Genomic DNA, 22644 nt, shown 5'->3' on the forward strand with positions numbered 1-22644 from the left:
TTGTTATTATTGTCGTAATTGTCATTATGTTAGACTTGGCTAGAGCTTTGTAACCTCCTGAATGTCGCAGGAATGCATGACGTAGCTCACGAAAATAGCTCGTATTTCTATTTGGTCGCTGGAGAAATTCGCCAATGTTCCACAATTTAATTGAAACGTTAATTGCTGAAAGGGAGCATTTCAACCGAATTTGGTTTGCTGCCGATCAGCTCACGCCACCTCCGTTTAGCTATCAAGTTAATTTTCCAAGGCTTGAGCTGGTAATTAGTGGAGAGTATGAGAATGAACTTGAAGATCCTGAACAGGGTATATCCTCAATCAAGGTATTATCGGGTGATGCGTTGTACATTCCTCCGAACTGCTGGAACAAACCAAATTGGCAAGGGGACTGCTCAGTATTAAGTTTGCTGTTTGGGAAGCGCCAACTAGGCTTTAGCTTAGTGAGTAAGAGACACGGTGAAACTGGGTTTTACGATATCCAAAAGCACAGTGTGCAAACACGCACGGGTCATGCCATTGACCATATTCTCGAGGCGCTCAATGCGATAGCAAGAGAGCCGAAGAAGTCCCCAATGGATGAGCACTTGCTCATGGCGTTACTTTCCTATAGCCAGTCTATGGTGTCAGAACCATCGGATAACTTACGAAGTGGCGACCTGTACCAGGGTATCTGTATTTACATTCAGGAGAATTTCCACCGCACTATTACTCGCAGTAGTATTGCGAAGAGATTTCATATTAGTCCTAATCACCTATCGAGACTGTTCCGCCAGCAAGGGCACATGACTTTAGCGGACTACATCACATGGGTGAGAATGGAACGCGCGAAGTTTATGCTGAAAAAATACGACTTTAAGCTGCAGGAAGTGGCAACACGCTGTGGCTATCAAGATGTGAATTACTTTTTTAGAGTATTTAAGTCAAGAACAGGGCAAACGCCAAGCGAGTACCGGCAGGTATTATAAGGCATTTGCCCGTTGACCTTTGACCAGCTGATGAATCAATATCGCTTTTATTGCTTCAGGCTCTCTACTGGAGGTCAGCAGTTGACAAAACTCCTCATCCAATAGCGATTTGGTGAGATGAGTAAAACTCACTAATAGCGAGCGCTCCGGAGGAGAGGGGAGTATTAGGGCAATAACCAGAGTAACGGGTCCTAGTTTAGGTGCTTGCCAATCGACAGGGTTCTCACACTTAATGACGGTCAGCGATGCTTTATCTACGTCACTAGTGAGTATGTGTGGTAATGCGATCATTTTACCCGTTGCAGTTGACGAATACTGTTCTCGTTTCAGTAAGTTCTGTGTCATCTCTGCGGAGTTAACTTGGGCTGTCAGATTAGCGACTTGCTCAAGAATGGCGGTTTTATCGTTGCTGCTATCACGAGCAAAATGGTAGTCGATTTCAAATGGTAACCGGAAGGTGCTTAATCCTCTCAATAACGATAGATTGGCGTGTTTATTGGAGCGATGAGCCGTATTCACCAACATAAAGTGTTCAGCAATAAAGTCCATCAAGACCATACAAGCAAGCTCAGCATCTGAGCCTTCAATGTGCAGCTGGCAAAGGTCATCTTGTTTGCCTGCTAGTGAAAGAATACGCAGTGGATGCTCTATATTAGCACTATCCCAGCAGGTTAAATTACGCAGAATCACCACTGAGCGAAACATGTTACTCAGTGTTTTTAATCGATTGATTTTCCATCCAGAAAACCCGTCTTCCGGTAGGACAAAGGTGATTCTACGTTCTATCAAGGTTAACCTCTAACAAGCCCCATGCAACGCTGTATAACCGAATCAACATCAGTCAGAACCTCTTCGATTGTGACGCAGTGTATTTTACTACCCGTAAATCGAGCTCGGTGCTCAACTTCAATATCGGAAGCAATGAGGACAAGATCGGCATTAGCGATATCTTGGGTGCTCAGTTGTCCTTCAATACCCATTGCACCTTGAGTCTCTACTTTGATGCCTATATTTTCTTTTTGAGCCGCTTTTCGAATAGCGTCAGCTGCCATATACGTATGAGCAATACCAGTTGGGCAAGCTGTGACCGCAACCATTTTCATTGTCTATTCTCTATATTATCAACCAGAATAAAGTGAGCGTTAGAGTACTAATTTGTCATTGATTCGTATAGCAAAGAGATCAAATTCTGGATGATTTAAATTAAACCTATATGAGTCATAATGACTTGTATTTTACCTATGTCCATTTGACTTTATTTTAAGCAATTTGGACTCGTGGTGCCCGAAATATGGGGCCTTTGTTACTTGGTATGATTTGTGCACTTACACAAATGTATGTCATTTTAAGTGAGTCGTTATGCTAAATATTACTGATAAAAAGGTTGAAGAGAAGATACCAGCTTGGCTTCGTCTTGGTTTTCGTCCTTTTTTCTTACTCGGAAGCGTTTATGCCATCTTTGCGGTGGTGGCCTGGGTCATCATGTTCCAAAAAGGTCAGCCCGAAGCGTTGCAAGTCCCCGCGTTATGGTGGCATGCCCATGAAATGATATTCGGTTTTGCGATGGCAATCGTGGTCGGTTTTGTCCTTACAGCAGTGCAGACATGGACCGGAGTTAACGGAACTAAGCATTATCGCCTATTATTGCTCGTTACACTGTGGGGGCTAACACGTGTTTTGTTTTGGACACCAGTACCGTTGTGGTTGACGTCTAGTATTGAGTCGTTGTTCATCCTGCTAGCCGCATACGAAGTGGGTTTTAGGGTTTACCAGTCAAAAGGCTGGAAGAACTTGTTTTTTGTGCCTTTGTTTTTGTTAGCTATTTTTGCCAACTTTGCCAGTTATGCCACTGTTAAAGGAATGCCTCCATTTAGTTCAAGTGCGGTATGGGGCGCGATGATCTGGTGGTTCACTATCCTGATCTCAGTAATGGGCGGTAGAGTGATTCCATTTTTCTCTGCGCGCCGATTCCAGTTTGATAAACCCCAGCCATTAGTTTGGCTGGAGTGGCTAGCGACGCTGCCTCTGATGGGGTTATTTGTGTTGAGTTTCTTCCCGTTATCATTTGCTGTGCTGGGTAAACCGCTTATGTTGATTGCAGGGCTGTTTCAATTAGTGCGTTGGTTGCGTTGGAAGCCTTGGCTGACGCTTTCTGAACCTTTAGTTTGGTCATTAATGCTGACTTATTTATGTCTGCCATTAAGCCTGTTGTACCGAGGAATGCTAAGCGATGCTTTTGCATCACACGCTATGCTGCACTTGTTTGCGGTCGGTGCGTTAGGTGGCGTAGTTTTATCTATGATCAGTCGCGTGACGATGGGGCATACCGGTCGTGCTATCTATAAGGGCCCTAATATGACATGGGCATTTGTCGCTATTATTGTTGCAGCAGTCATTCGTAGTATTGGTGTTGCCGTGTGGCCACAGCACATGTTCCTGATGATTGATATTAGTGCGGGGCTTTGGGCCTTTGCGTTCGGTATGTATGTATACCACTTTGGCAAAATGCTAGTCACTCCAAGAGTGGATGGTCACCCGGGCTAACGTCAATTTAGTGTTCAAATAAAAAAACCAGCCGTGAGGCTGGTTTTTTTGGATTAGGTTAACTTTGACACTTAGTAAGAGTCGTTGTGAACTGCTTGAACAGCTCGACCTGAAGGATCAACACAGTTCTGGAAAGATTCATCCCATTCAAGTGCTTTTGCAGAAGAGCACGCTACCGACGGGCCACCTGGAACACATTGGGCCGCAGATTCGAGTGGGAACAGCTCTTCGAAGATTTCACGGTATGCGTAACCTTCTTTTGTTGTTGGCGTGTTGTATGGGAAGCGGAATGCTGCGGTTTCCATTTGTTGGTCAGTCACTTTCGCTTCAGCCACTTCTTTTAGTGTATCAATCCAGCTGTAACCTACACCGTCAGAGAACTGCTCTTTTTGACGCCATGCGATTGACTCTGGAAGGTAGTGTTCAAAACACTCACGCAGGATGTGTTTTTCCATCTTACCGTTGCCACACATTTTGTCTTCAGGGTTTAAGCGCATTGCTACATCGATAAACTCTTTATCTAAGAAAGGTACACGGCCTTCAACGCCCCATGCTGCAAGTGATTTGTTGGCACGTGCGCAGTCAAACATGTTCAATGCAAGCAGCTTACGAACTGTTTCTTCGTGGAACTCTTTTGCGTTTGGCGCTTTGTGGAAATACAGGTAGCCACCAAAGATCTCGTCTGCCCCTTCACCAGAAAGAACCATTTTAATACCCATTGCTTTGATCTTACGTCCCATTAGGAACATAGGCGTTGAAGCACGGATTGTGGTGACGTCATACGTTTCGATGTGGTAGATAACATCGCGAATCGCATCCAAACCTTCTTGAATGGTATAGGTCATCTCGTGGTGAACGGTACCGATTTGGTCAGCCACTTCACGAGCGGCTTTGAGATCTGGAGCACCTTCGAGGCCAACTGCAAATGAGTGAAGTTGAGGCCACCATGCCGCTGACTTTTCATCGTCTTCAATACGCATTGCTGCGAAGCGTTTTGCGACAGCAGAAGTGATAGAAGAGTCAAGACCACCTGAAAGTAGTACGCCATAAGGTACATCTGTCATTAGCTGACGTTTAACCGCCGCTTCTAGTGCTTCAGTCAGTTCTTCTTTGCTTGTACTGTTGCCTTGCACTGCTGCGTATTCGTTCCAGTCACGAATATAGTAACGCTGCGGCTCTGCATCTTTAGAGCCATAGTAACTACCAGGAGGGAATTCGCTAATAGTCTTACAAACAGGAACTAGCGCTTTCATTTCTGACGCAACATAGTAGTTACCGTGTTCGTCATAGCCCTGGTAAAGCGGGATGATACCAATATGGTCACGGCCAACAAGATACTCATCTTTCTCTTCATCATAAAGGACGAAAGCGAAAATGCCGTTTAGCTCTTCTAGTAGGTCTGCACCCATGTCTTGGTATAGCGCTAGAATGACTTCACAATCTGAGTCAGTTTGGAACTCATATTTGCCTTCATAGCGAGCACGAATTTCTTTGTGGTTGTAGATTTCACCATTAACAGCAAGGATGTGTTTTTTATCTTGGCTGTAAAGTGGTTGAGCACCACTATTAAGGCCAACGATAGCCAGGCGCTCATGCGCAAGAATTGCTTTGTCTGAAGCATAGATACCAGACCAATCTGGTCCACGATGACGAAGCTTTTTAGACATCTCTAACGCGACTGGACGTAGAGCGGCTGCATCACTTTTTATGTCTAAAATGCCAAATACTGAACACATACAACTTCCTTTTAGATGAAATTTAACGCTGTTGAGTTCAATTTGCCATCTGCTCAAAAAAAAGCAACCGTGATGAACGAAAAAGATGATAAAAGTGAGGTTTGATTAAATATTTTTTAATTGAATGGCCTTTTTGGTATATGGCATTTAGATATTGGTGCTTTGATGGTCAATTAACCACAAAAAAAGCCGGATTGACCGGCTTTTAATTATGTTTGTAGAGGTTGCTATTTGAGGTTAGGTTGCAGCTGATCGCACACATGGCGTGCGAAACCACTACCTGCTTCGCTGTAGATATTAAATGCCGCATTAACACCCATCTGCTCCAACTCATCCAATTGATCTGGGTAAGCGGCGATAGCAGCAATTTGCCCTTTAAACTGCTTTTGGTGAAGTAGGTCTAACGCAGTTTGATTACCTTGATGGTGGGGCATTGCCAGCAATACCAACTTTACATGAGCTGTGTCGAGAATACGTTCCCAGAAATCAGGGTCGGTGGCATCGCCGGCTATAACATTTCTGCCTTCCTCTCGATGTTGCTTAGCGGCTTCTTCGCGCACTTCAACACCTAGGCTAACTTTTCCATATCGTTGGTAGAGCTCGTCATAAGCACCAGTGCCGATTCGTCCCATGCCAAGAATCAGAACCTGAGCTTCGCCTGGATTGATGAATTGGTCGCGGGTATTGATCTTCTCTGCTGCTTGTTCCTTTAGCCACTTCGCACTGCGCAAGTAAATGCTGTGCCCAATTCGGTTTAGAGGGGCAGAAACGATAAAGGACAACGATACGGCAATGGCTAACGCGACTAAGATGTCACCGGAAATCCAACCCAGTTTGTAAGCCAAGCCACCGACAATGAGACCGAACTCACTGAAGTTAAACAGAGTGAGTGTAGTTAGAAGGCACGTACGGACACGGAATTTAAATGCGTTGATGACCACGAAGTAAAGAATGCCTTTCAGTGGCAGTAACAAGAGGAGCAATGCACCGAGCACAAAACCTTCGATTGTAGGCTGATCAGCAAGACCAATATTGAGGAAAAAGCAGACTAAGAACAGCTCTTTTAAATTGAAAAGTGATTTTGACAGCTCAGAAGCTTTAGAATGTGAAGCTAACAGCATACCCAAGATAAGCGCACCCAAATCCGGCTTCATTCCAACCAATTCAAATAACCCTGCACCCATGACGAGTGCGAAGAAAATGCCACTTAATACGAGCATTTCGCCATGTCCGGCTTTATTTAATAGCTTGAACATGATGGGACGAAGGAGAGGAAGAGCAAATAGTCCGATGGCATACCATTCTGGGAACTTGCCTGTTGATGCTGTTAAAAAGATGACCGCGAAGATATCCTGCATAACCAGGATACCAATGGCGAGAGTGCCATAGGTAGCATTCATCTCACCTTTTTCTTGTAAGGTTTTTACTGCAAATACAGTACTTGAGAAGGAAAGAGCAAAGCCCAACAGAATAAGTTGCTCAACGTCGAGCGTAGCAAGGCTAGAAACACCCAGAATTTTCAAACCAAGTAACAAAACGGCGAACAAAAGTGTCGAAAGCAGATTATGAATGGTTGCGCCGGCCCAAATTTCTTTGGACAACAAAGTTTTAATGTCGAGCTTTAAGCCAATAGTAAACAGTAGAAGTGTCACACCAAGGTCTGCAAGAGTGGTAATGGTATCGGTCGATTCAAAACCAAAGTGATGCAGAATAAACCCAGCAAGTAGAAAACCTACTAAGGGTGGTAGTTGACATTTCAATGCGAGGAAACCCGCGATGAAGGCGACGGTTATAAGGATCAGTTCCATAGTATTTTTTATTATCTGAAGACAAAAAGACCACACCGAAGTGTGGTCACATATTCTACATAATTTATGTAAGGGTTTGTTTGTTATTTCAAAACATTTTCTCAATCTTCGAGTAGTTTTTGTAACAAAACCCCATTTAGCATGGCGCGTTTGATCATAGCGAAGGCACCCATTGTAGGTTGCTTATCGATTTCTGAAGCAACAATTGGTAGCTCTGTGTGGAATGTCGTTAACGACTGGTTTTCGACATTACGACGAATCGCTGGGAAGACAATCTCTTTTGCCATGGTAATGTCACCAGCAATAATGATTTTCTGCGGGTTGAACAGGTTAATAGTGATTGCGATGGCTTTGCCGAGCTGGTTACCCACTCGAACTAAGCTCTGTTTGGCTAACTCGTCGCCATTTAATGCGTGTGAGCAAACATCTTCAATAGTGATGTGCTCTTTTAGAGCAAGTGTTGACTCATACCCTTGTTCAATCAGCTTTTTAACGCGTTTGACAATTGCTGGGTTAGCCGCAACCGTTTCTAAGCAGCCAAAGTTGCCACATTGGCATTGTTCACCTAGCGGATCGATTTGGATGTGACCAATTTCACCCACATTGCGGTTGTGCCCTAAGAACACTTGGCCATTGACGATAATACCAGCACCAGTACCACGGTGAACACTGACCAATATGGAATCTTGGCAGTCGCGGCTTGCGCCAAAGTAATGCTCAGCCAGAGCTAAACCACGAATATCGTTACCTACAAAACACTCTACTTTGAACTGAGCACGAACTAAGTCAGCGAGCTCGAGTTTGTCGATGTCGGTATTTGGCATGTATTCAACAACACCCGTAGTCGGGTTAACCAGCCCGGGTAGGGTAATGCCAATAGCAATAAGCTGTTCGATTTTAGGGCTGTGTTCTTTTAGAAATTCGCGAAGCGATGTCACCAAGCCTTCGCTAAGTTCACTTTGATTGGTGTAGTAAAAATCATTATGGGAAAAGGCCATTTCACGGCCACCCAAATCGTAAAGAGAGAACTGCACATAATCTCGACCGAGACGTACAGCGACAGAGTGGAAAGGTTCCACTGCTGTCGTTAGAGAGATGGCTCTGCGTCCACCTGTTGAGGCTTGTTGAGCGACCTCTTTGATAAGGCCGCGCTCCAATAATTGGCGGGTAATTTTGGTAACGCTTGCAGGTGCCAGCTGGCTAACATCAGCAACTTGAATGCGAGAAATAGGCCCTTGTTGGTCTATTAAACGGTAAACCGCTGCACTGTTAAGTTGTTTTACTAAATCTACGTTACCTATTTGTCCGCCATTCATGCTCAATTTTGCTCGTATTGTCCGTTAACAATTGTGCCTTGGACATTATAATCTCTATCGAATACGGTCAAGTTAGCAATCATGCCTTTCTTAATGCGGCCAAGCTTGTCTTCTAAACCCATTGCTTTAGCAGGGTAAAGCGTCGCCATTCGTAGAGCTTCGTCCAAAGCGATACCAGCGTGTTCAACTGTGTTCTGAACCGCCTCAATCATTGTAAGTGCGCTGCCACCTAGTGTGCCGTTTTCATCCACGCACTTACCATCCTTGTAATATACTTTCTTACCGACAAAAATAAAGTAATCCATGTCAGCACCCGCTGGAGCTGTGGCGTCCGTCACTAATACTAACTTTTCACCTTTCACTTTATGCGCGATGCGAATGTTCGCATAGTCAACATGGAAACCATCGGCAATCACACCGGCGTAGACATCTGGCGTATCGTAAATAGCACCAACAACGCCCGGCTCACGACCTGTCATTGGCGTCATCGCATTAAATAAATGCGTTGCGAATGTAATGCCAGATTCAAAACCTTTACGGGCTTCTTCGTAAGTGGCATTAGTGTGGCCAATTGAGACCACAATACCTGCTTTACGTAGCTTTTCGATATGCTCTGGTGCGTTTTGTTCCGGAGCTAAGGTCACTTTTGCGACGAGGTCGCGGTTTTCACAGATAAGGTCGATCATTGCATCGTCAGATTGACGAATGAAGTCAGGGCTATGAATGCCTTTTTTCGCAACGTTTAGGTAAGGACCTTCTAGGTGTAGGCCAAGAGAGTGGTTTTGGTACTGGCTGTGGTATTCGCGAGCTGCGGTCAATGCTTGGCGCATATTGTCATCAGATGAAGTAATCAGCGTAGGTAAGAAGCTAGTACAGCCTGACTTAAGGTTAGCTCTATGCATGGTATGGATAGTGTCGGCGGTAATTTCGTCATTGAACATTACACCGCCACAGCCGTTTAGCTGCAAATCAATAAAACCCGGGCTTAGGTTTGCGCCGTTTAAATCCACGCACTTAATGTCACTTGGAAGCTCTGCATTAGGCAGAACCGACTCGATTTGGTCACCATTGATTAGCACCGCATGATTGGTGAGAACGTCACTACCCGTGAAGATCTTACAGTTAGTTAATGCATACATAGTTAGCGAATCCTTGTGTTGTATTCTCTTTAGCTCATTGCGGTTATCGAAACAGTGAAGATTCGACTTAGTTTTCTGCTTGTAGCAATGAGACGGATTTAGTAGTCAGCAAGTTTTAATTAGATAAAACAGTCAAAGTAACTTAATGATAATGAGGGAGTTATTGTTATTTTATGTGTAGTCATTACATTGGAAAAGTTGATTCCAATCGCAAAATAATCGCTACTTAGTGCAACTCTCTCAGGCAAAATCCTACTTAGATTTTGCTATTTTTTCGTATGATAAAATAAGTTTTATGATCTAGCTAGCAAAAAGCCTCTATTTTGGCAAAAACTGGTGATTATGATCACAAATGGTGAGGTTTTAATTTGCGGAGCAAAATTAATTTCATAAACTGAATAGGACTAAATTGAACGGCTAAAATAAGTCGTCCAACAAAATTCAAATCCTATAGGGGGAACTTAAGGTGAATATGCTAGGATATGCACAGAAGCTAGGTAAAGCGTTAATGCTACCTATCGCAACGCTTCCGATTGCGGCGCTTCTACTACGTTTGGGTCAAGGCGACCTTTTAGACATTCCATTTATGGCGCAAGCTGGTGGAGCGATTTTCGGTCAACTGCCTCTGCTATTCGGTCTAGGTATTGCGATTGGTCTTTCTAAAGACGGTAACGGTGCAGCAGGTCTTGCTGGTGCAGTTGCTTACTTCGTTCTAACTGCGACAGCAACAACAATCAACGCTGACGTTAACATGTCATTCTTCGGTGGTATCTTCGCAGGTATCATTGCAGGTCACTCTTACAACGCATTCCATGCGACTCGTCTTCCAGAATGGTTGGCATTCTTCGCAGGTAAGCGTCTAGTTCCTATCATGGCTGGTCTATTTGCTCTAGTAGCAGGTGCGATCTCAGGTGTGGTTTGGCCTAGCATCCAAGGTGGTCTTGACGCTCTAGCACACGCAGTATCAACTTCTGGCGCAATTGGTCAGTTCGTTTATGGTACGCTTAACCGTGCACTTATCCCTGTAGGTCTTCACCACGTTCTTAACTCATACTTCTGGTTCGGTATGGGTACGTGTCAAGAAGTTCTAGTTACTGGCGCTCAAGCTGCTGGTCAAGCGCTTCCTTCTCTACAACAGCTTTGTGTAGACCCAGCTCTTGCTAAGACTCTAGTAGCTGGTCAAGCTCATACATTCGAGTTTGCTAACTCTGTAACTCCTGAAATCACAGCAACAGTTAAAGAAGTTACTGAAACAGTGAAAACTGGTGACCTACACCGCTTCTTCGGCGGCGATAAGAGCGCTGGTGTATTCATGAACGGCTTCTTCCCTGTAATGATGTTTGGTCTACCAGGTGCAGCACTAGCAATGTACCTAGCAGCACCTGCTGAGAAACGCAGCCAAGTTGGTGGTGCACTATTCTCTGTAGCATTCTGTTCATTCCTAACTGGTATCACAGAGCCACTAGAGTTCATGTTTGTATTCCTAGCACCTGCACTATATGCAATGCACGCAGTATTTACTGGTCTAGCTCTAGTTGTTGCTAACATGTTTGGTACGCTACACGGCTTCGGCTTCTCTGCTGGTCTAATCGACTTCGTATTGAACTGGGGTCTAGCTACGAAACCATTCACACTACTACTAATCGGTCTAGGCTTCGGTGCTCTATACTTCTTCACATTCAGCTTCGCAATCCGCGCTTTCAACCTGAAGTCGCCTGGTCGTGAAGACGATGATGTAGAAGTAGAAGTTGACGGTGACGTGAAAAACGGTGACCTAGCTCGCCAATACCTAAAAGCCCTAGGCGGTCACGATAACCTAACTTCAATCGATGCTTGTATCACACGTTTACGTCTAACGCTTAAAGACCGCTCTGTTGCTGACGAAGCTGTACTTAAAAAGCTAGGTGCGAAAGGTGTAGTGAAACTAGGTGAAAATAACCTACAAGTTATCCTAGGCCCTCTAGCTGAAATCATTGCCGGTGAAATGAAGTCTATCGGTGCTGGTGAAGACTTATCAGAAGTAAAACTTCCATAGTCTAGCTACTCATTGATTTCCATAGTAAAGCCTCTCATTTGAGAGGCTTTTTTTATGCCTCTTTTCTTCTGCTTTTTCACCGTTCAAGTTTCAGTACTAAAATAATCTTGTGAAAATGCGAGTTCTTGTTGAGGTTTCGCAAGGAATTGTGGATCATTAGCGTTTATATATCTGACAATACTTAAAACATAGAGGTGTTATAGATGAGTGAAGCTGAGGCTCGTCCATCGAACTTTATTCGCCAAATCATTGATAAAGATTTAGCGGATGGCAAGCATACTAGCGTGCATACTCGTTTTCCGCCGGAGCCAAATGGTTACCTGCATATCGGTCACGCAAAATCTATTTGTTTAAACTTCGGTATTGCTCAGGACTATCAGGGACAATGTAATCTTCGTTTTGATGATACAAACCCTGAAAAAGAAGACGTTGAATACGTTGAGTCGATTAAGAATGATGTAAGCTGGTTAGGCTTTGAGTGGTCTGGTGACGTGTGTTATTCATCAAACTACTTCGATAAGCTTTACGAGTATGCGGTTGAATTGATTAATAAAGGCTTAGCGTATGTTGACGAGCTAAGTCCAGAGCAGATCCGCGAGTATCGAGGAACGCTTACCGCACCTGGTAAACCAAGCCCATATCGTGATCGTTCAGTTGAAGAGAACTTAGCGCTATTCGAAAAAATGCGTGATGGCGGCTTCGAAGAGGGTACAGCTTGTCTTCGTGCCAAGATCGACATGAGTTCATCATTTATGGTTATGCGCGATCCTGTGCTTTATCGTGTTCGTTTCGCTCACCACCATCAAACAGGTGACAAGTGGTGCATTTATCCGATGTATGACTTCACTCACTGTATTTCAGATGCGCTTGAGGGCATTACCCACTCGCTATGTACGTTAGAGTTCCAAGATAACCGTCGCTTGTACGACTGGGTTCTTGAAAACATCACTATTGATTGCCAACCGCATCAGTATGAGTTCAGTCGTCTGAACTTGGAATACACGGTGATGTCAAAGCGTAAGCTTAACCAACTGGTGACTGAGAAACTGGTTAACGGCTGGGATGACCCGCGTATGCCAACGATTTCTGGTTTGCGTCGTCGTGGATTTACGCCTGCTTCAATTCGTGAATTCTGCAAACGTATCGGTGTGACAAAACAAGAGAACATGATCGAGTTTGGTTCTCTAGAGTCATGCGTTCGTGATGATTTGAATGAGAACGCTCCTCGTGCAATGGCTGTTTTAGATCCTGTGAAAATTGTGATCGAAAACTACCAAGGTGAAGGTGAAACCTTATCAATTGCAAATCACCCGAATAAACCAGAAATGGGTACACGTGAAGTACCATTTACTCGTGAAGTTTGGATTGAACGTGAAGATTTCCGCGAAGAAGCCAACAAGAAGTATAAGCGTCTTGTTTTAGGTAAAGAAGTTCGTTTACGTGGTGCTTATGTGATCAAAGCAGAGCGCATTGAGAAAGACGAAGCTGGCAATATTACTACGATTTTCTGTAGTTACGATGCTGATACGCTAGGTAAAAATCCAGCTGACGGTCGTAAAGTGAAAGGCGTTATTCACTGGGTATCAGCGGATAAAGGTCTACCTGCTGAGATTCGCCTGTATGATCGCTTGTTTACTGTTGCTAACCCTGCGGCGGCGGATAACTTTGCTGAAACCATCAATCCAGAGTCTCTAGTTGTGTCAAAGGGCTTTGTAGAGCCAAGTTTGGCAGCAGCAGATGCTTCTCAAGGTTACCAATTTGAGCGTATGGGTTACTTCTGTGCGGACATCAAAGACTCTAGTGCTGAATCTTTGGTTTTCAACCGTACCGTTGGTCTACGTGACACTTGGGCTAAGGTCGAAGCAAAATAATCACTTTAAGCCTCTCTTTTCTGAGAGGGGCTTTAGATACTAAAAAACCAGCCACAATGGCTGGTTTTTTTAATTCTACCCATTTAGCGTGTTAACGAGGTTCGTGCGCTTTAGGGTTATCTTTGCATGCACCACCAATGCACTTACCATAGAGGTAAAGGCTGTGGTTGGTGAGTTCGATATTATAACGAGCTGCAATCTCTTTTTGACGAGTTTCAATCACATCGTCAGAGAACTCGATAACCTCACCACAATCTAGGCACACAAGGTGATCATGATGGTGCTGAGTAGAAAGCTCAAATACCGATTTACCACCTTCGAAGTGATGGCGTGTAACAATACCCGCATCATCAAATTGGTTTAGAACACGGTAAACCGTAGCTAAACCGATCTCTTCTCCAAGATCGATGAGCTTCTTGTACAGATCTTCTGCACTGATATGTTGGTACTCTGGCTTCTGCAGTACTTCTAAAATTTTTAGTCGCGGCAGCGTGACTTTCAGTCCCGCGTCTTTAAGTGCCTTATTGTTGTCTGACATAAACTTTCCTGTAATGATCTGCAGCAATAAACAGATTTCAGTAATCTATTCATTATAGGGTACTACAGCGTAACAATAAACCTCGAACTTCAAAGGGTTACTAAGTATTAACATAGAAGGCGAACAATGTCACTTTACAAACACGTCTGACCAGTTACAATTCGTTTACATATGAAGTTGGATTGCGAGTTATGGATAAACGATTAGCGAAAATTTATAAACCCAAATACGTGAAGTTTGCATTGAACATCTGGCCACCTTTTTGGGGAGCCGGGATAAAAATCACTGAGATCAGTGAGGATTTTCGTTCAGTTAAAGTGCGCTTAAAACTGAAGTGGTGGAACAAAAATGCCAATCGTTCCCAGTTTGGCGGCAGTATTTTCGCTATGACTGATCCTATCTATTCGTTGATGTTGATGGGAATTCTTCGCGAGCAATATTATGTTTGGGATAAAGAAGCCAGTATCGATTTTATCAAGCCAGGTTTTTCTGACTTAAATGCTGAGTTTGTGGTGAGCCAAGATATGCTGGACGGCATTCTACACAGTACGGCAACAGGGGATAAGTGCTTTCCAGAGTTTGTCACCCACATTCACAACCAGCATGGTGAGGTCGTCGCCACCATTCAACGTAAACTTTATATCCGTAAGAAGCCTAAATACCGCGCAGAAACAGAAAATGATACTACGTCGGTGCAAGCTTAGTTTTTGCCAGTAGTACACAACAGGGTTATGGTTTGGTTTATTATTAACTGAATTAATGATGTAGTGAGGTGTCAGTGAAGCGTTTAGTCATTTTAGGTTTAACAGTGCTCTTTAGCGGCACTGCACTTTCAGAAACCTTAACACCTGAAATTTTGAGACAGCTCAACGACGATCTTGCTCATACTCAATTTAAGCAAGTTGACCCTAAAATCACAATCTCTGATATGCATCTTGCGCTCAATGATGGGATTTTGTTTAGAACGACCACATATCGATATGCGGGAGACCCTGAAACAGAATCAATGACTACCTGGATGCTAGAGGCGATGACTCAGCAAGTCTGTCAGCAACTGATGCCTATACTTAATGGACGGTTTAGCAATGTTAGCCAAATTGCTGCGACAGAGTCGATTGAGTTTGAAACAGGGCAAATTGCTTCAAAAACCCGAATTTGTAGTATTTCTGATACACAATCAAAATAAAAAAACCTCCGAAATGGAGGTTTTTTTGCATTCACTTTGGCGAGTGAATTAATCTTCTAGCTCAGCTAAGCACATTTCTTCATAAAGTTGCTTAGTCCAGTTAGATACACGCTCGTCAGTTAGTTCTGGCTGGCGGTCTTCGTCGATACATAGGCCAACGAATTGTGACTCATCGCCTTCAACAAGTGCTTTAGAAGCTTCAAACTCGTACCCTTCAGTTGGTGTGTAACCAATGATAGTACCGCCTTTTGCTTCAACGATGTCACGTACTGTACCCATAGCATCACAGAAGTACTCTGCGTAGTCTTCTTGGTCACCACAGCCAAAGATAGCAACAAGCTTAGTTGAGAAGTCAATGCCTTCTAGCTCAGGGAAGAAATCATCCCAATCTGCTTGAGCTTCGCCGTAATACCAAGTTGGGATACCTAAAAGCAGTAAATCGAAATTGTCGATATCTTCTTTGCTGCTTTTTGCAATGTCTTGAACGTGAACGAGCTGTTTACCCAATTGTTTTTGGATCATCTTTGCAATAGCTTCTGTGTTGCCAGTATCGCTACCAAAGAATAGACCTACACTTGCCATAGATTCAGTACCTTTTCATTGTCTGTGTTGGATTAAGGAACCGGAACGTTAGCCGAGTCCTGTGCCTTCCCAGCTGAGCTGAATAATGCCTTTTGCGACAAAACCTGCACACCCTAAGAACAGCACAAGCCATACAATACGTCGACCAAAAACAGGAACATTACCTTGTTTGAGGACATCTTTGATTGCCATACCGATCAAAAAGAAGATCGCTGCAAACAGTAGATCCAAACCAATAGATTCCAGTTTGTTTATGTAGTCGTAAAGCATGGTATTCCTTTATGCCAATATGCTTGCGCGGAACTATACCACTGTTGTTCGATAAAGTTAATGCGTGCTCGCAGTCGAGTAATGGTTTGACGTCAAATTTAGATAAATTTGCGTATAGCTCTTAGTACTTCTGCCGGTTTTTCTGCATGAAGCCAATGCCCAGTATTGGCAATAACATGCGCTTTGGCATTTGAAAATTGAGCTTGTATCAAAGGCTGATGTTCGGCCGTGAGGTAATCTGAGTCTCCGCCTTTAATAAATAAAATCGGAACATTACTTTTCTCAATTGGTTGCCAGCTCAAGATAGCTAAGTAGTTACGCTTCAAACTCTCAACATTAAAACGCCAAGCAAGATAGTCATCCTGTTTATACAAAGATTTACCAAGAAATTGGCGAACCCCTTCCATTTCGATGTGTTGACTCATCAGTCCCATAGCATCGGCGCGCGACGTTGGCTTACTGGCAATCACCGCGTCTAGTCCAGACAATACATTGTCATGTCTGCGCACAGTGTACTCGACTGGAGACATGTCCATCACAATCAGTTTTGAAAGTGGATAATCAAAATCACACAAACGCATAGCAACTTTGCCACCCATTGAATGACCGATGACAATTGGCTTAGTGATATCTAATGACTCAAGCAGTTGCACCACATCTTGAGCCATCAAGGTGTAGTTATGATCATCGCTATGGAAAGAACGACCATGGTTACGTAGGTCGATACTAATGACATCAAAGTCTTGTTTTAGGTCTCTAGCCAAAACACCAAGGTTGTTCAAGTCTCCGAACAGACCGTGGATGAGGACGACAGGTAAGCCTTGACCTTCTCTTTTATAGTTCAATAAAGCTGACATTTTTCTGTTATTCGTGATGTGTTTAACGTAGAGGTTCATCGCGGAACTCGTTATAATCACCCAGAGTTTAAACATAGAGACTGTGAAAAGCGAATGAAAACAATTGAGGTTGATGAGGATCTATACCGTTATATTGCAAGCCAGACCCACCACATTGGCGAAAGTGCTTCAGATATCTTACGACGTTTATTAAAGGTAGATGCAGCCGAAACGGAACAGAAACCAGCTGCCGCTAAAACTATCGTCGTTAGTAAAGAGAACCCTCAGGTAGAGGCGGTAGATTCAGTAAAAGAAATGCGCTCACTGCTGATTTCTGACGAGTTTGCTGGATTGAAAAAAGCTATCGATAGATTTATGTTGGTACTATCAACTCTGCATCGCTTAAATCCAGAAGGCTTCTCTGAAGCTTCACAAGTTAAAGGTCGCAAACGCGTTTATTTCGCAAATAATGAAGCGGCTTTGCTAGAAAGCGGCAATACGACTAAGCCGAAAGCAATTCCTAATACCCCTTTCTGGGTTATCACCAACACTAATACCAGTCGTAAAAGGCAAATGGTGGAGCAGGTGATGACCATGATGGATTATCCCGCCGAACTCATCGAAAAAGTGACGGCATCCATCTAAGATTTCGATTCAAACCTCATAATGTTCATATTGAAACGAGTATTATGAGGTTTTTTTTATTTTTAAGCTTAATTTTGAAAGGACGTCTGTTATGGCTATACACCCACGCGCGGGCCAAAAGGCTCAGCAAGAAGACCTGCATAATATTCCTGCGCTCGTTGCTAATTACTTTTTAATTCAACCTGAAGCTGGCAACCAAGCACAAAGTGTGCAATTTGGTACTTCCGGTCACCGTGGTTGCGCTGACAAAGCAACCTTCAATGAAAACCACATTTTAGCAATAGCGCAAGCTGTTGCTGAAGTTCGTGCAGAAAAGGGCACTACAGGTCCACTTTTCGTAGGTAAAGATACTCACGCATTGTCAGAGCCTGCATTCTCAACTGTCGTTGAAGTGCTTGTAGCAAACGGCGTTACTGTTATCGCTCAAGAGAACAATGGCTACACCCCAACACCGGGTATTTCTCACGCTATTCTTACACATAACTCAGCAAATGCGGATAAAGCGGATGGTATTGTTATCACACCATCGCATAACCCACCGCAAGATGGTGGCATCAAGTACAACCCAACGCATGGCGGTCCAGCAGAAGCAGAACTTACTCAGGCTATTGAGGATCGTGCTAACGACATCATTGCTAATGAAATGAAAGACGTGAAACGTCTTCCTATTGCAGTAGCAAAAACTCAGCCTTTATTCCAAGAGCGTGACCTTGTTAAGCCGTACATCGATGACTTGGTAAATGTGATTGATATGGAAGCGATTCAGAAGTCAAACCTGAAAATCGGCGTTGATCCATTAGGTGGTTCAGGTATCGATTATTGGCGTCAAATTGCCAGCGCTTACAACTTGGATCTGACGTTAGTCAGCGAAGCGGTAGACCCATCATTCCAGTTTATGTCTTTAGATAAAGACGGCGTGGTTCGCATGGACTGTTCATCACCTTATGCGATGGCGGGATTACTGGCGCTTAAAGATGACTACGATTTAGCATTTGGTAATGACCCAGATTATGACCGTCACGGTATTGTGACGCCAAAAGGCCTAATGAACCCGAACCACTATTTGGCTGTTTGTATCGACTATCTGTACCGTCATCGTAGTCAGTGGCGTGACGATGTGGCAGTAGGTAAGACGCTAGTATCGAGTGCGCTAATTGACCGTGTGGTTGCCGACCTTGGCCGCACACTGTGTGAAGTACCTGTGGGCTTTAAGTGGTTTGTAGATGGTCTGTATAACGGCGAGTTTGGCTTCGGTGGTGAAGAAAGTGCTGGTGCGTCCTTCTTACGTAAAGACGGAACGCCATGGTCAACGGACAAAGACGGTATCATCCTTTGCTTGCTAGCTGCTGAAATTACCGCGGTAACGGGTAAGAATCCACAAGAGTACTACGAAGAGCTGGCAGCGAAGCACGGTGAATCTAAGTACAACCGTATTCAAGCTGTTGCCAACACTGAACAAAAGAATGTACTTAAGAAACTGTCTCCAGAAATGGTAGCGGCAGAAACGTTAGCTGGTGATGCCATCACAGCTCGTTTGACGCACGCTCCAGGTAACGGTGCTGCAATCGGCGGTCTGAAAGTGACGACAGAAAACGGCTGGTTTGCGGCTCGTCCGTCAGGCACAGAGGACATCTATAAGATTTATTGTGAAAGCTTCAAAGGTGAAGAGCATTTGAAACTGATCGAGGCAGAAGCGCAAGAAATCGTCAATCAGGTGTTTGCCGCGGCAGGTCTGTAATCTTAATCTGACAGATTAACGATTAGTTCTACTATTAATAATATTGTAATAAGCGGTCGCAAATTGCGGCCGTTTTTTTATGCAATAGTTTCGAATAAAACGCAGATAAAAAAACACCGCCATTTAGGCGGTGTAAGAAAATTTGACAGACAGGTCAAAAATACAGGAAGTACACACATCGACTAGGGGATAACTAGCCAAAGTGTGGTGGTAGAATCTACCTAACTCGAAAATCGAGATTGCAAACACAACATCGCAAGCGCAAGTCAATTGATTCTACAGAGAATCAAGCCGTTCAGACTCGCGTTTGCGGGATGAAATATAGAATTTCTCTGGCTGTTCGGCAATGGACAATTTATAATGTTTCAGATTAAAAAAACTAATGCTTTAGAGAGTCGCTATGTCTAGACGTTTGCCTCCACTTAACTCGCTAAAAGTTTTCGAAGCTGCAGCGCGCCATTTGAGTTTTACTCGCGCAGCCGAAGAACTGTTTGTGACCCAAGCTGCGGTCAGTCATCAGATTAAAGCCCTTGAAGAATTCTTGGGATTAAAACTGTTTCGTCGCCGTAATCGTTCATTATTACTTACCGAAGAAGGGCAAGGGTATTTTCTTGATATCAAAGATATATTTACCTCTTTAGCCGAAGCGACAGATAAGGTGTTAGAGCGAAGCGAAAAAGGTGCGTTGACCATCAGCTTACCGCCGAGCTTTGCGATTCAGTGGTTGGTTCCTAGGCTTGCTGACTTTAATGAGCAAGAACCTGACATTGATGTGCGCATAAAGGCGGTGGACATGGATGAGGGTTCGCTAACGGATGACGTTGACGTAGCGATTTACTACGGTCGCGGCAATTGGCCTGGTTTACGTGCTGATAAGCTCTATCAGGAGTTTTTGGTGCCACTCTGCTCTCCAGCACTGTTACTTGGCAATAAGCCTTTAGATGCGCTATCCGATTTGTCAAAACACACCTTATTGCATGATACCTCTCGTAAAGACTGGAAGCAGTTTGCGAAACAAAACGAGATTGATGGCGTAAATGTGAATCATGGCCCGATATTCAGTCACTCGACTATGGTGCTGCAAGCTGCGGCACATGGGCAAGGGATTGCTTTAGGGAATAACGTATTAGCCCAACCCGAGCTTGATGCTGGGCGATTGATTGCTCCGTTTGATGAAGTGCTGGTCACCAAGAATGCGTTTTACGTCGTGTGCCATGATAAACAAGCAGATATGGGACGTATCGCGACCTTTAGAGATTGGATGTTAGCTAAGGCACAGAGTGAGCAAGAGGAACTTCTGGATGAATAATGTTGTGTTTGATGGCCCAGAAAATGGACCACTGTTCTTATTTGCTCATGGTGCGGGCGCTGGAATGGACCACGAGTTCATGCAAGATGTCACCACGCGTTTGGCTGAAAAAGGGGTTCGCGTTGCTCGTTTCAATTTTCCTTATATGGAAAAACGTGCAATAGATGGCAAAAAACGCCCACCTGATCGAGCGCCTAAACTGTTAGAGGCGATGACAGCAGTCATCGAGGAAGTTGCTGATGGTCAGCCGATAGTGATTGGTGGTAAGTCGATGGGAGGACGTATGGCATCCATGCTATCTAAACATCCCATGGTTCAATCCATTGCTTGTTTAGGTTTCCCATTCCATCCTCCTGGTAAACCAGAGAATTATAAAGGTGCACATTTAGCGACGATTGATAAACCGATTCTTATTATCCAAGGAGAGCGAGATACGTTTGGGAAATTTGAAGAATTCGAACAGTTCGAGTTTTCAGACCAGGTCTCAACCAGCTTTATCCCCGATGGTGATCATAGCTTTAAGCCTCGCAAGTCTTCGGGGTTCACGGAAGCCCAAAATAGACAGTTAGCCGTAGATCGTCTCGCGTTGTTTATCAAAGGGATCTCTGATGTCTAGCCGCTTTCTTGTCATAGTCGCTTCCATCTCAGGGCTGTTGAGTGTTGCGCTTGGGGCGTTTGCTGCCCACGGTTTGAAAAAGATACTGTCGCCTTATCTTATTGGCGTTTTCGAAACGGGCGTGACTTATCAGTTTATTCATACTTTAGCTATCCTACTGTGTGCTTTGTTGGCAACGATCGTTAGCAACCCTAATTCTCGAAAGGCATTTCATCGTGCTGCGATTTGCTTTATCATCGGCATCCTTTTCTTTAGCGGTAGTCTATACGCCTTAGCGCTAACAGGGGTGAAGTGGTTTGGACCTATCACTCCAATGGGCGGCGTGATGTTTATGGTAGGTTGGGTATTTCTCGCCTACGCTGGATATCAGATGACTGACGAAACAACCAAAGATGGAGTCAATCAGTGAAACAAGTAATGCTTTATTGCCGCTCTGGATTCGAGAAAGAGTGTGCAGGTGAGATTCAAGACAAAGCGAATGCCATTGAAGTATTCGGCTTCCCTAGAGTGAAGAATAACTCTGGCTATGTGAGATTTGAATGTTACCAAGCAGGCGATGCAGATAGATTGATTCGTGAGATCGATTTCCAATCACTGATTTTTGCTCGTCAAATGTTTGCCATCGCGAGTGAACTAGAGTCACTCCCAGCAGAAGACCGTATTACGCCGCTACTTGAATCATTGGAGTCCATTGAGCAATTTCCTCGCTGTGGGGATTTACGTATTGAAACTCCTGATACTAATGAAGCGAAAGAGCTTCTTAAGTTCTGTCGTAAGTTCACGGTGCCGGTTCGCCAAGCGATGCGTGGTAAAGGTTATCTGTTCAATAAAGAGCATAGTAAGAAGCCAGTGCTGCATATTTGCTTTATTCGTTCAGGACACTGCTTTGTTGGTTACTCCTATCCAGAAAATAGCTCAGCGTTTTTCATGGGTATCCCTCGTCTTAAGTTCCCGGCGGATGCGCCAAGTCGCTCAACATTAAAGCTTGAGGAAGCATTCCATGTCTTTATCCCTAAAGAAGAGTGGGATACTCGATTAGCATCAGGCATGTGGGGCGTTGATTTAGGTGCTTGTCCAGGCGGTTGGACGTATCAATTAGTGCGTCGTTCGATGTTTGTTCATGCTATCGATAATGGCATGATGGCAGACAGCTTAATGAATACTGGTCAAGTTAAGCATCATCAAGTCGATGGTTTTAAGTTTGAGCCACCACGTAAAAACGTTACTTGGTTGGTGTGTGATATGGTTGAGAAACCAGCTCGTGTTGCTCATCTGATGGGCGAGTGGTTGATTCGTGGTTGGGCGAAAGAGACTATCTTTAACCTGAAGTTGCCAATGAAAGGTCGCTATGACGAAGTTCTTCAGGATATTGAAAACCTTAAGGTATTCTTAATCGAGAACAAGGTGAAGTTTAAGCTTCAAGCTAAGCACTTGTATCACGACCGTGAAGAAATCACAGTGCACGTCCAAGTGCTATCCAACATCTCACCTCATTAAAGCGTATTGGGGG

The 22644-nt window shown here is 44.1% G+C and carries 22 protein-coding genes; 12 read left to right on the forward strand and 10 right to left on the reverse strand.

The window, feature by feature from the left end; all coding sequences use genetic code 11:
• The first annotated feature begins 134 nt into the window (after positions 1–134).
• Entirely contained in the window at positions 135–965 is an 831-nt protein-coding gene (locus tag MMA19_RS14760; RefSeq protein ID WP_031496930.1) for an AraC family transcriptional regulator, read from the forward strand.
• On the opposite strand, the gene MMA19_RS14765 is transcribed toward MMA19_RS14760, so the two are convergent.
• Positions 960–1754 (reverse strand): PTS sugar transporter subunit IIA, encoded by a 795-nt coding sequence (locus MMA19_RS14765; RefSeq protein WP_038222491.1) that lies wholly within the window; start codon positions 1752–1754, stop codon positions 960–962. The genes MMA19_RS14760 and MMA19_RS14765 overlap by 6 nt on opposite strands.
• A 2-nt stretch (positions 1755–1756) precedes the next feature.
• Positions 1757–2068: a PTS fructose transporter subunit IIB gene (locus MMA19_RS14770; protein WP_038225448.1), complete on the reverse strand. Its 312-nt coding sequence runs from the start codon at positions 2066–2068 to the stop codon at positions 1757–1759.
• A 256-nt stretch (positions 2069–2324) separates the two neighbouring features.
• On the opposite strand from MMA19_RS14770, the gene MMA19_RS14775 reads away from it, so the two are divergent.
• Entirely contained in the window at positions 2325–3509 is a 1185-nt protein-coding gene (locus tag MMA19_RS14775) for an NnrS family protein (protein WP_240206539.1), read from the forward strand.
• 71 nt (positions 3510–3580) lie between these two features.
• On the opposite strand, the gene asnB is transcribed toward MMA19_RS14775, so the two are convergent.
• The 4 genes from asnB to nagA form a co-directional block, all read right to left on the reverse strand.
• A complete protein-coding gene (gene asnB / locus MMA19_RS14780) occupies positions 3581–5245 on the reverse strand; it encodes an asparagine synthase B (protein ID WP_006071905.1) in 1665 nt (554 codons plus the stop codon).
• A 227-nt stretch (positions 5246–5472) separates the two neighbouring features.
• Positions 5473–7053 carry a cation:proton antiporter family protein gene (locus MMA19_RS14785; protein ID WP_038225443.1) on the reverse strand — a complete coding sequence of 527 codons (1581 nt, stop codon included), beginning with the start codon at positions 7051–7053 and terminating at the stop codon, positions 5473–5475.
• A 101-nt stretch (positions 7054–7154) separates the two neighbouring features.
• The gene (locus tag MMA19_RS14790; RefSeq protein WP_006071900.1) at positions 7155–8369 is read right to left on the reverse strand and encodes an ROK family protein; all 1215 of its coding nucleotides are present in this window, start codon (positions 8367–8369) and stop codon (positions 7155–7157) included.
• Between the two features lie 2 nt (positions 8370–8371).
• The gene (gene nagA / locus MMA19_RS14795; RefSeq protein WP_198557391.1) at positions 8372–9508 is read right to left on the reverse strand and encodes an N-acetylglucosamine-6-phosphate deacetylase; all 1137 of its coding nucleotides are present in this window, start codon (positions 9506–9508) and stop codon (positions 8372–8374) included.
• Between the two features lie 466 nt (positions 9509–9974).
• Between nagA and nagE the strand changes: the two genes are divergently transcribed.
• Both nagE and glnS read left to right on the forward strand, forming a co-directional pair.
• Entirely contained in the window at positions 9975–11543 is a 1569-nt protein-coding gene (gene nagE / locus MMA19_RS14800; RefSeq protein WP_038222489.1) for an N-acetylglucosamine-specific PTS transporter subunit IIBC, read from the forward strand.
• Positions 11544–11746: 203 nt separating this feature from the next.
• Complete coding sequence (gene glnS / locus MMA19_RS14805) at positions 11747–13414, forward strand: glutamine--tRNA ligase (RefSeq protein WP_006071895.1); 1668 nt, start codon at positions 11747–11749, stop codon at positions 13412–13414.
• Between the two features lie 91 nt (positions 13415–13505).
• Here the strand turns inward: glnS and fcrX are convergent, their stop codons facing one another.
• Positions 13506–13952 carry a ferric iron uptake transcriptional regulator FcrX gene (gene fcrX / locus MMA19_RS14810; RefSeq protein WP_006071894.1) on the reverse strand — a complete coding sequence of 149 codons (447 nt, stop codon included), beginning with the start codon at positions 13950–13952 and terminating at the stop codon, positions 13506–13508.
• 191 nt (positions 13953–14143) lie between these two features.
• Between fcrX and MMA19_RS14815 the strand changes: the two genes are divergently transcribed.
• Both MMA19_RS14815 and MMA19_RS14820 read left to right on the forward strand, forming a co-directional pair.
• Positions 14144–14656, forward strand: coding sequence for a DUF4442 domain-containing protein (locus tag MMA19_RS14815; protein ID WP_006071893.1), 513 nt, complete (start codon positions 14144–14146; stop codon positions 14654–14656).
• A 74-nt stretch (positions 14657–14730) separates the two neighbouring features.
• On the forward strand, positions 14731–15138 hold the full coding sequence (locus tag MMA19_RS14820; RefSeq protein ID WP_236109101.1) for a hypothetical protein: 408 nt from the start codon (positions 14731–14733) through the stop codon (positions 15136–15138).
• Positions 15139–15186: 48 nt separating this feature from the next.
• Here the strand turns inward: MMA19_RS14820 and fldA are convergent, their stop codons facing one another.
• The 3 genes from fldA to MMA19_RS14835 all read right to left on the reverse strand — a co-directional run bounded on the left by fldA (position 15187) and on the right by MMA19_RS14835 (position 16847).
• Positions 15187–15720 (reverse strand): flavodoxin FldA, encoded by a 534-nt coding sequence (fldA, locus tag MMA19_RS14825; RefSeq protein ID WP_006075773.1) that lies wholly within the window; start codon positions 15718–15720, stop codon positions 15187–15189.
• Between the two features lie 48 nt (positions 15721–15768).
• A complete protein-coding gene (locus tag MMA19_RS14830) occupies positions 15769–15990 on the reverse strand; it encodes a DUF2788 domain-containing protein (RefSeq protein WP_006075772.1) in 222 nt (73 codons plus the stop codon).
• 98 nt (positions 15991–16088) lie between these two features.
• Positions 16089–16847, reverse strand: a complete 759-nt coding sequence (locus tag MMA19_RS14835) for an alpha/beta fold hydrolase (RefSeq protein ID WP_031494283.1) — start codon at positions 16845–16847, stop codon at positions 16089–16091.
• A 93-nt stretch (positions 16848–16940) separates the two neighbouring features.
• Here MMA19_RS14835 and seqA point away from each other — a divergent pair, with 93 nt between their 5' ends.
• From seqA to rlmM, 6 genes are all read left to right on the forward strand, one after another.
• Positions 16941–17471, forward strand: coding sequence for a replication initiation negative regulator SeqA (gene seqA / locus MMA19_RS14840; protein ID WP_171389018.1), 531 nt, complete (start codon positions 16941–16943; stop codon positions 17469–17471).
• A gap of 91 nt (positions 17472–17562) precedes the next feature.
• A complete protein-coding gene (gene pgm / locus MMA19_RS14845; protein ID WP_240206540.1) occupies positions 17563–19209 on the forward strand; it encodes a phosphoglucomutase (alpha-D-glucose-1,6-bisphosphate-dependent) in 1647 nt (548 codons plus the stop codon).
• Positions 19210–19609: 400 nt separating this feature from the next.
• On the forward strand, positions 19610–20518 hold the full coding sequence (locus MMA19_RS14850; RefSeq protein ID WP_038225434.1) for a transcriptional regulator GcvA: 909 nt from the start codon (positions 19610–19612) through the stop codon (positions 20516–20518).
• Positions 20511–21134, forward strand: a complete 624-nt coding sequence (locus MMA19_RS14855; protein ID WP_062456925.1) for an alpha/beta family hydrolase — start codon at positions 20511–20513, stop codon at positions 21132–21134. Before MMA19_RS14850 ends, MMA19_RS14855 begins: the two co-directional genes overlap by 8 nt.
• Entirely contained in the window at positions 21127–21543 is a 417-nt protein-coding gene (locus MMA19_RS14860) for a DUF423 domain-containing protein (protein WP_031493794.1), read from the forward strand. Before MMA19_RS14855 ends, MMA19_RS14860 begins: the two co-directional genes overlap by 8 nt.
• A complete protein-coding gene (gene rlmM, locus MMA19_RS14865; protein ID WP_240206541.1) occupies positions 21540–22631 on the forward strand; it encodes a 23S rRNA (cytidine(2498)-2'-O)-methyltransferase RlmM in 1092 nt (363 codons plus the stop codon). The genes MMA19_RS14860 and rlmM overlap by 4 nt, the downstream gene beginning before the upstream one ends.
• The last annotated feature ends 13 nt before the right edge of the window (positions 22632–22644 follow it).

The organism is Vibrio sp. CyArs1 (assembly GCF_022432925.1).
Taxonomy (GTDB): domain Bacteria; phylum Pseudomonadota; class Gammaproteobacteria; order Enterobacterales; family Vibrionaceae; genus Vibrio; species Vibrio mediterranei.

Coding starts and splice junctions, on each gene's coding strand:
- MMA19_RS14760 (WP_031496930.1), top strand. CDS start 135: ATGTTCCACAATTTAATTGAAACGTTAATTGCTGAAAGGGAGCATTTC.
- MMA19_RS14770 (WP_038225448.1), bottom strand. CDS start 2,068: ATGAAAATGGTTGCGGTCACAGCTTGCCCAACTGGTATTGCTCATACG.
- MMA19_RS14775 (WP_240206539.1), top strand. CDS start 2,325: ATGCTAAATATTACTGATAAAAAGGTTGAAGAGAAGATACCAGCTTGG.
- asnB (WP_006071905.1), bottom strand. CDS start 5,245: ATGTGTTCAGTATTTGGCATTTTAGACATAAAAAGTGATGCAGCCGCT.
- MMA19_RS14785 (WP_038225443.1), bottom strand. CDS start 7,053: ATGGAACTGATCCTTATAACCGTCGCCTTCATCGCGGGTTTCCTCGCA.
- MMA19_RS14790 (WP_006071900.1), bottom strand. CDS start 8,369: ATGAATGGCGGACAAATAGGTAACGTAGATTTAGTAAAACAACTTAAC.
- nagA (WP_198557391.1), bottom strand. CDS start 9,508: ATGTATGCATTAACTAACTGTAAGATCTTCACGGGTAGTGACGTTCTC.
- glnS (WP_006071895.1), top strand. CDS start 11,747: ATGAGTGAAGCTGAGGCTCGTCCATCGAACTTTATTCGCCAAATCATT.
- fcrX (WP_006071894.1), bottom strand. CDS start 13,952: ATGTCAGACAACAATAAGGCACTTAAAGACGCGGGACTGAAAGTCACG.
- MMA19_RS14815 (WP_006071893.1), top strand. CDS start 14,144: ATGGATAAACGATTAGCGAAAATTTATAAACCCAAATACGTGAAGTTT.
- fldA (WP_006075773.1), bottom strand. CDS start 15,720: ATGGCAAGTGTAGGTCTATTCTTTGGTAGCGATACTGGCAACACAGAA.
- MMA19_RS14830 (WP_006075772.1), bottom strand. CDS start 15,990: ATGCTTTACGACTACATAAACAAACTGGAATCTATTGGTTTGGATCTA.
- MMA19_RS14835 (WP_031494283.1), bottom strand. CDS start 16,847: ATGTCAGCTTTATTGAACTATAAAAGAGAAGGTCAAGGCTTACCTGTC.
- seqA (WP_171389018.1), top strand. CDS start 16,941: ATGAAAACAATTGAGGTTGATGAGGATCTATACCGTTATATTGCAAGC.
- pgm (WP_240206540.1), top strand. CDS start 17,563: ATGGCTATACACCCACGCGCGGGCCAAAAGGCTCAGCAAGAAGACCTG.
- MMA19_RS14850 (WP_038225434.1), top strand. CDS start 19,610: ATGTCTAGACGTTTGCCTCCACTTAACTCGCTAAAAGTTTTCGAAGCT.
- MMA19_RS14855 (WP_062456925.1), top strand. CDS start 20,511: ATGAATAATGTTGTGTTTGATGGCCCAGAAAATGGACCACTGTTCTTA.
- MMA19_RS14860 (WP_031493794.1), top strand. CDS start 21,127: ATGTCTAGCCGCTTTCTTGTCATAGTCGCTTCCATCTCAGGGCTGTTG.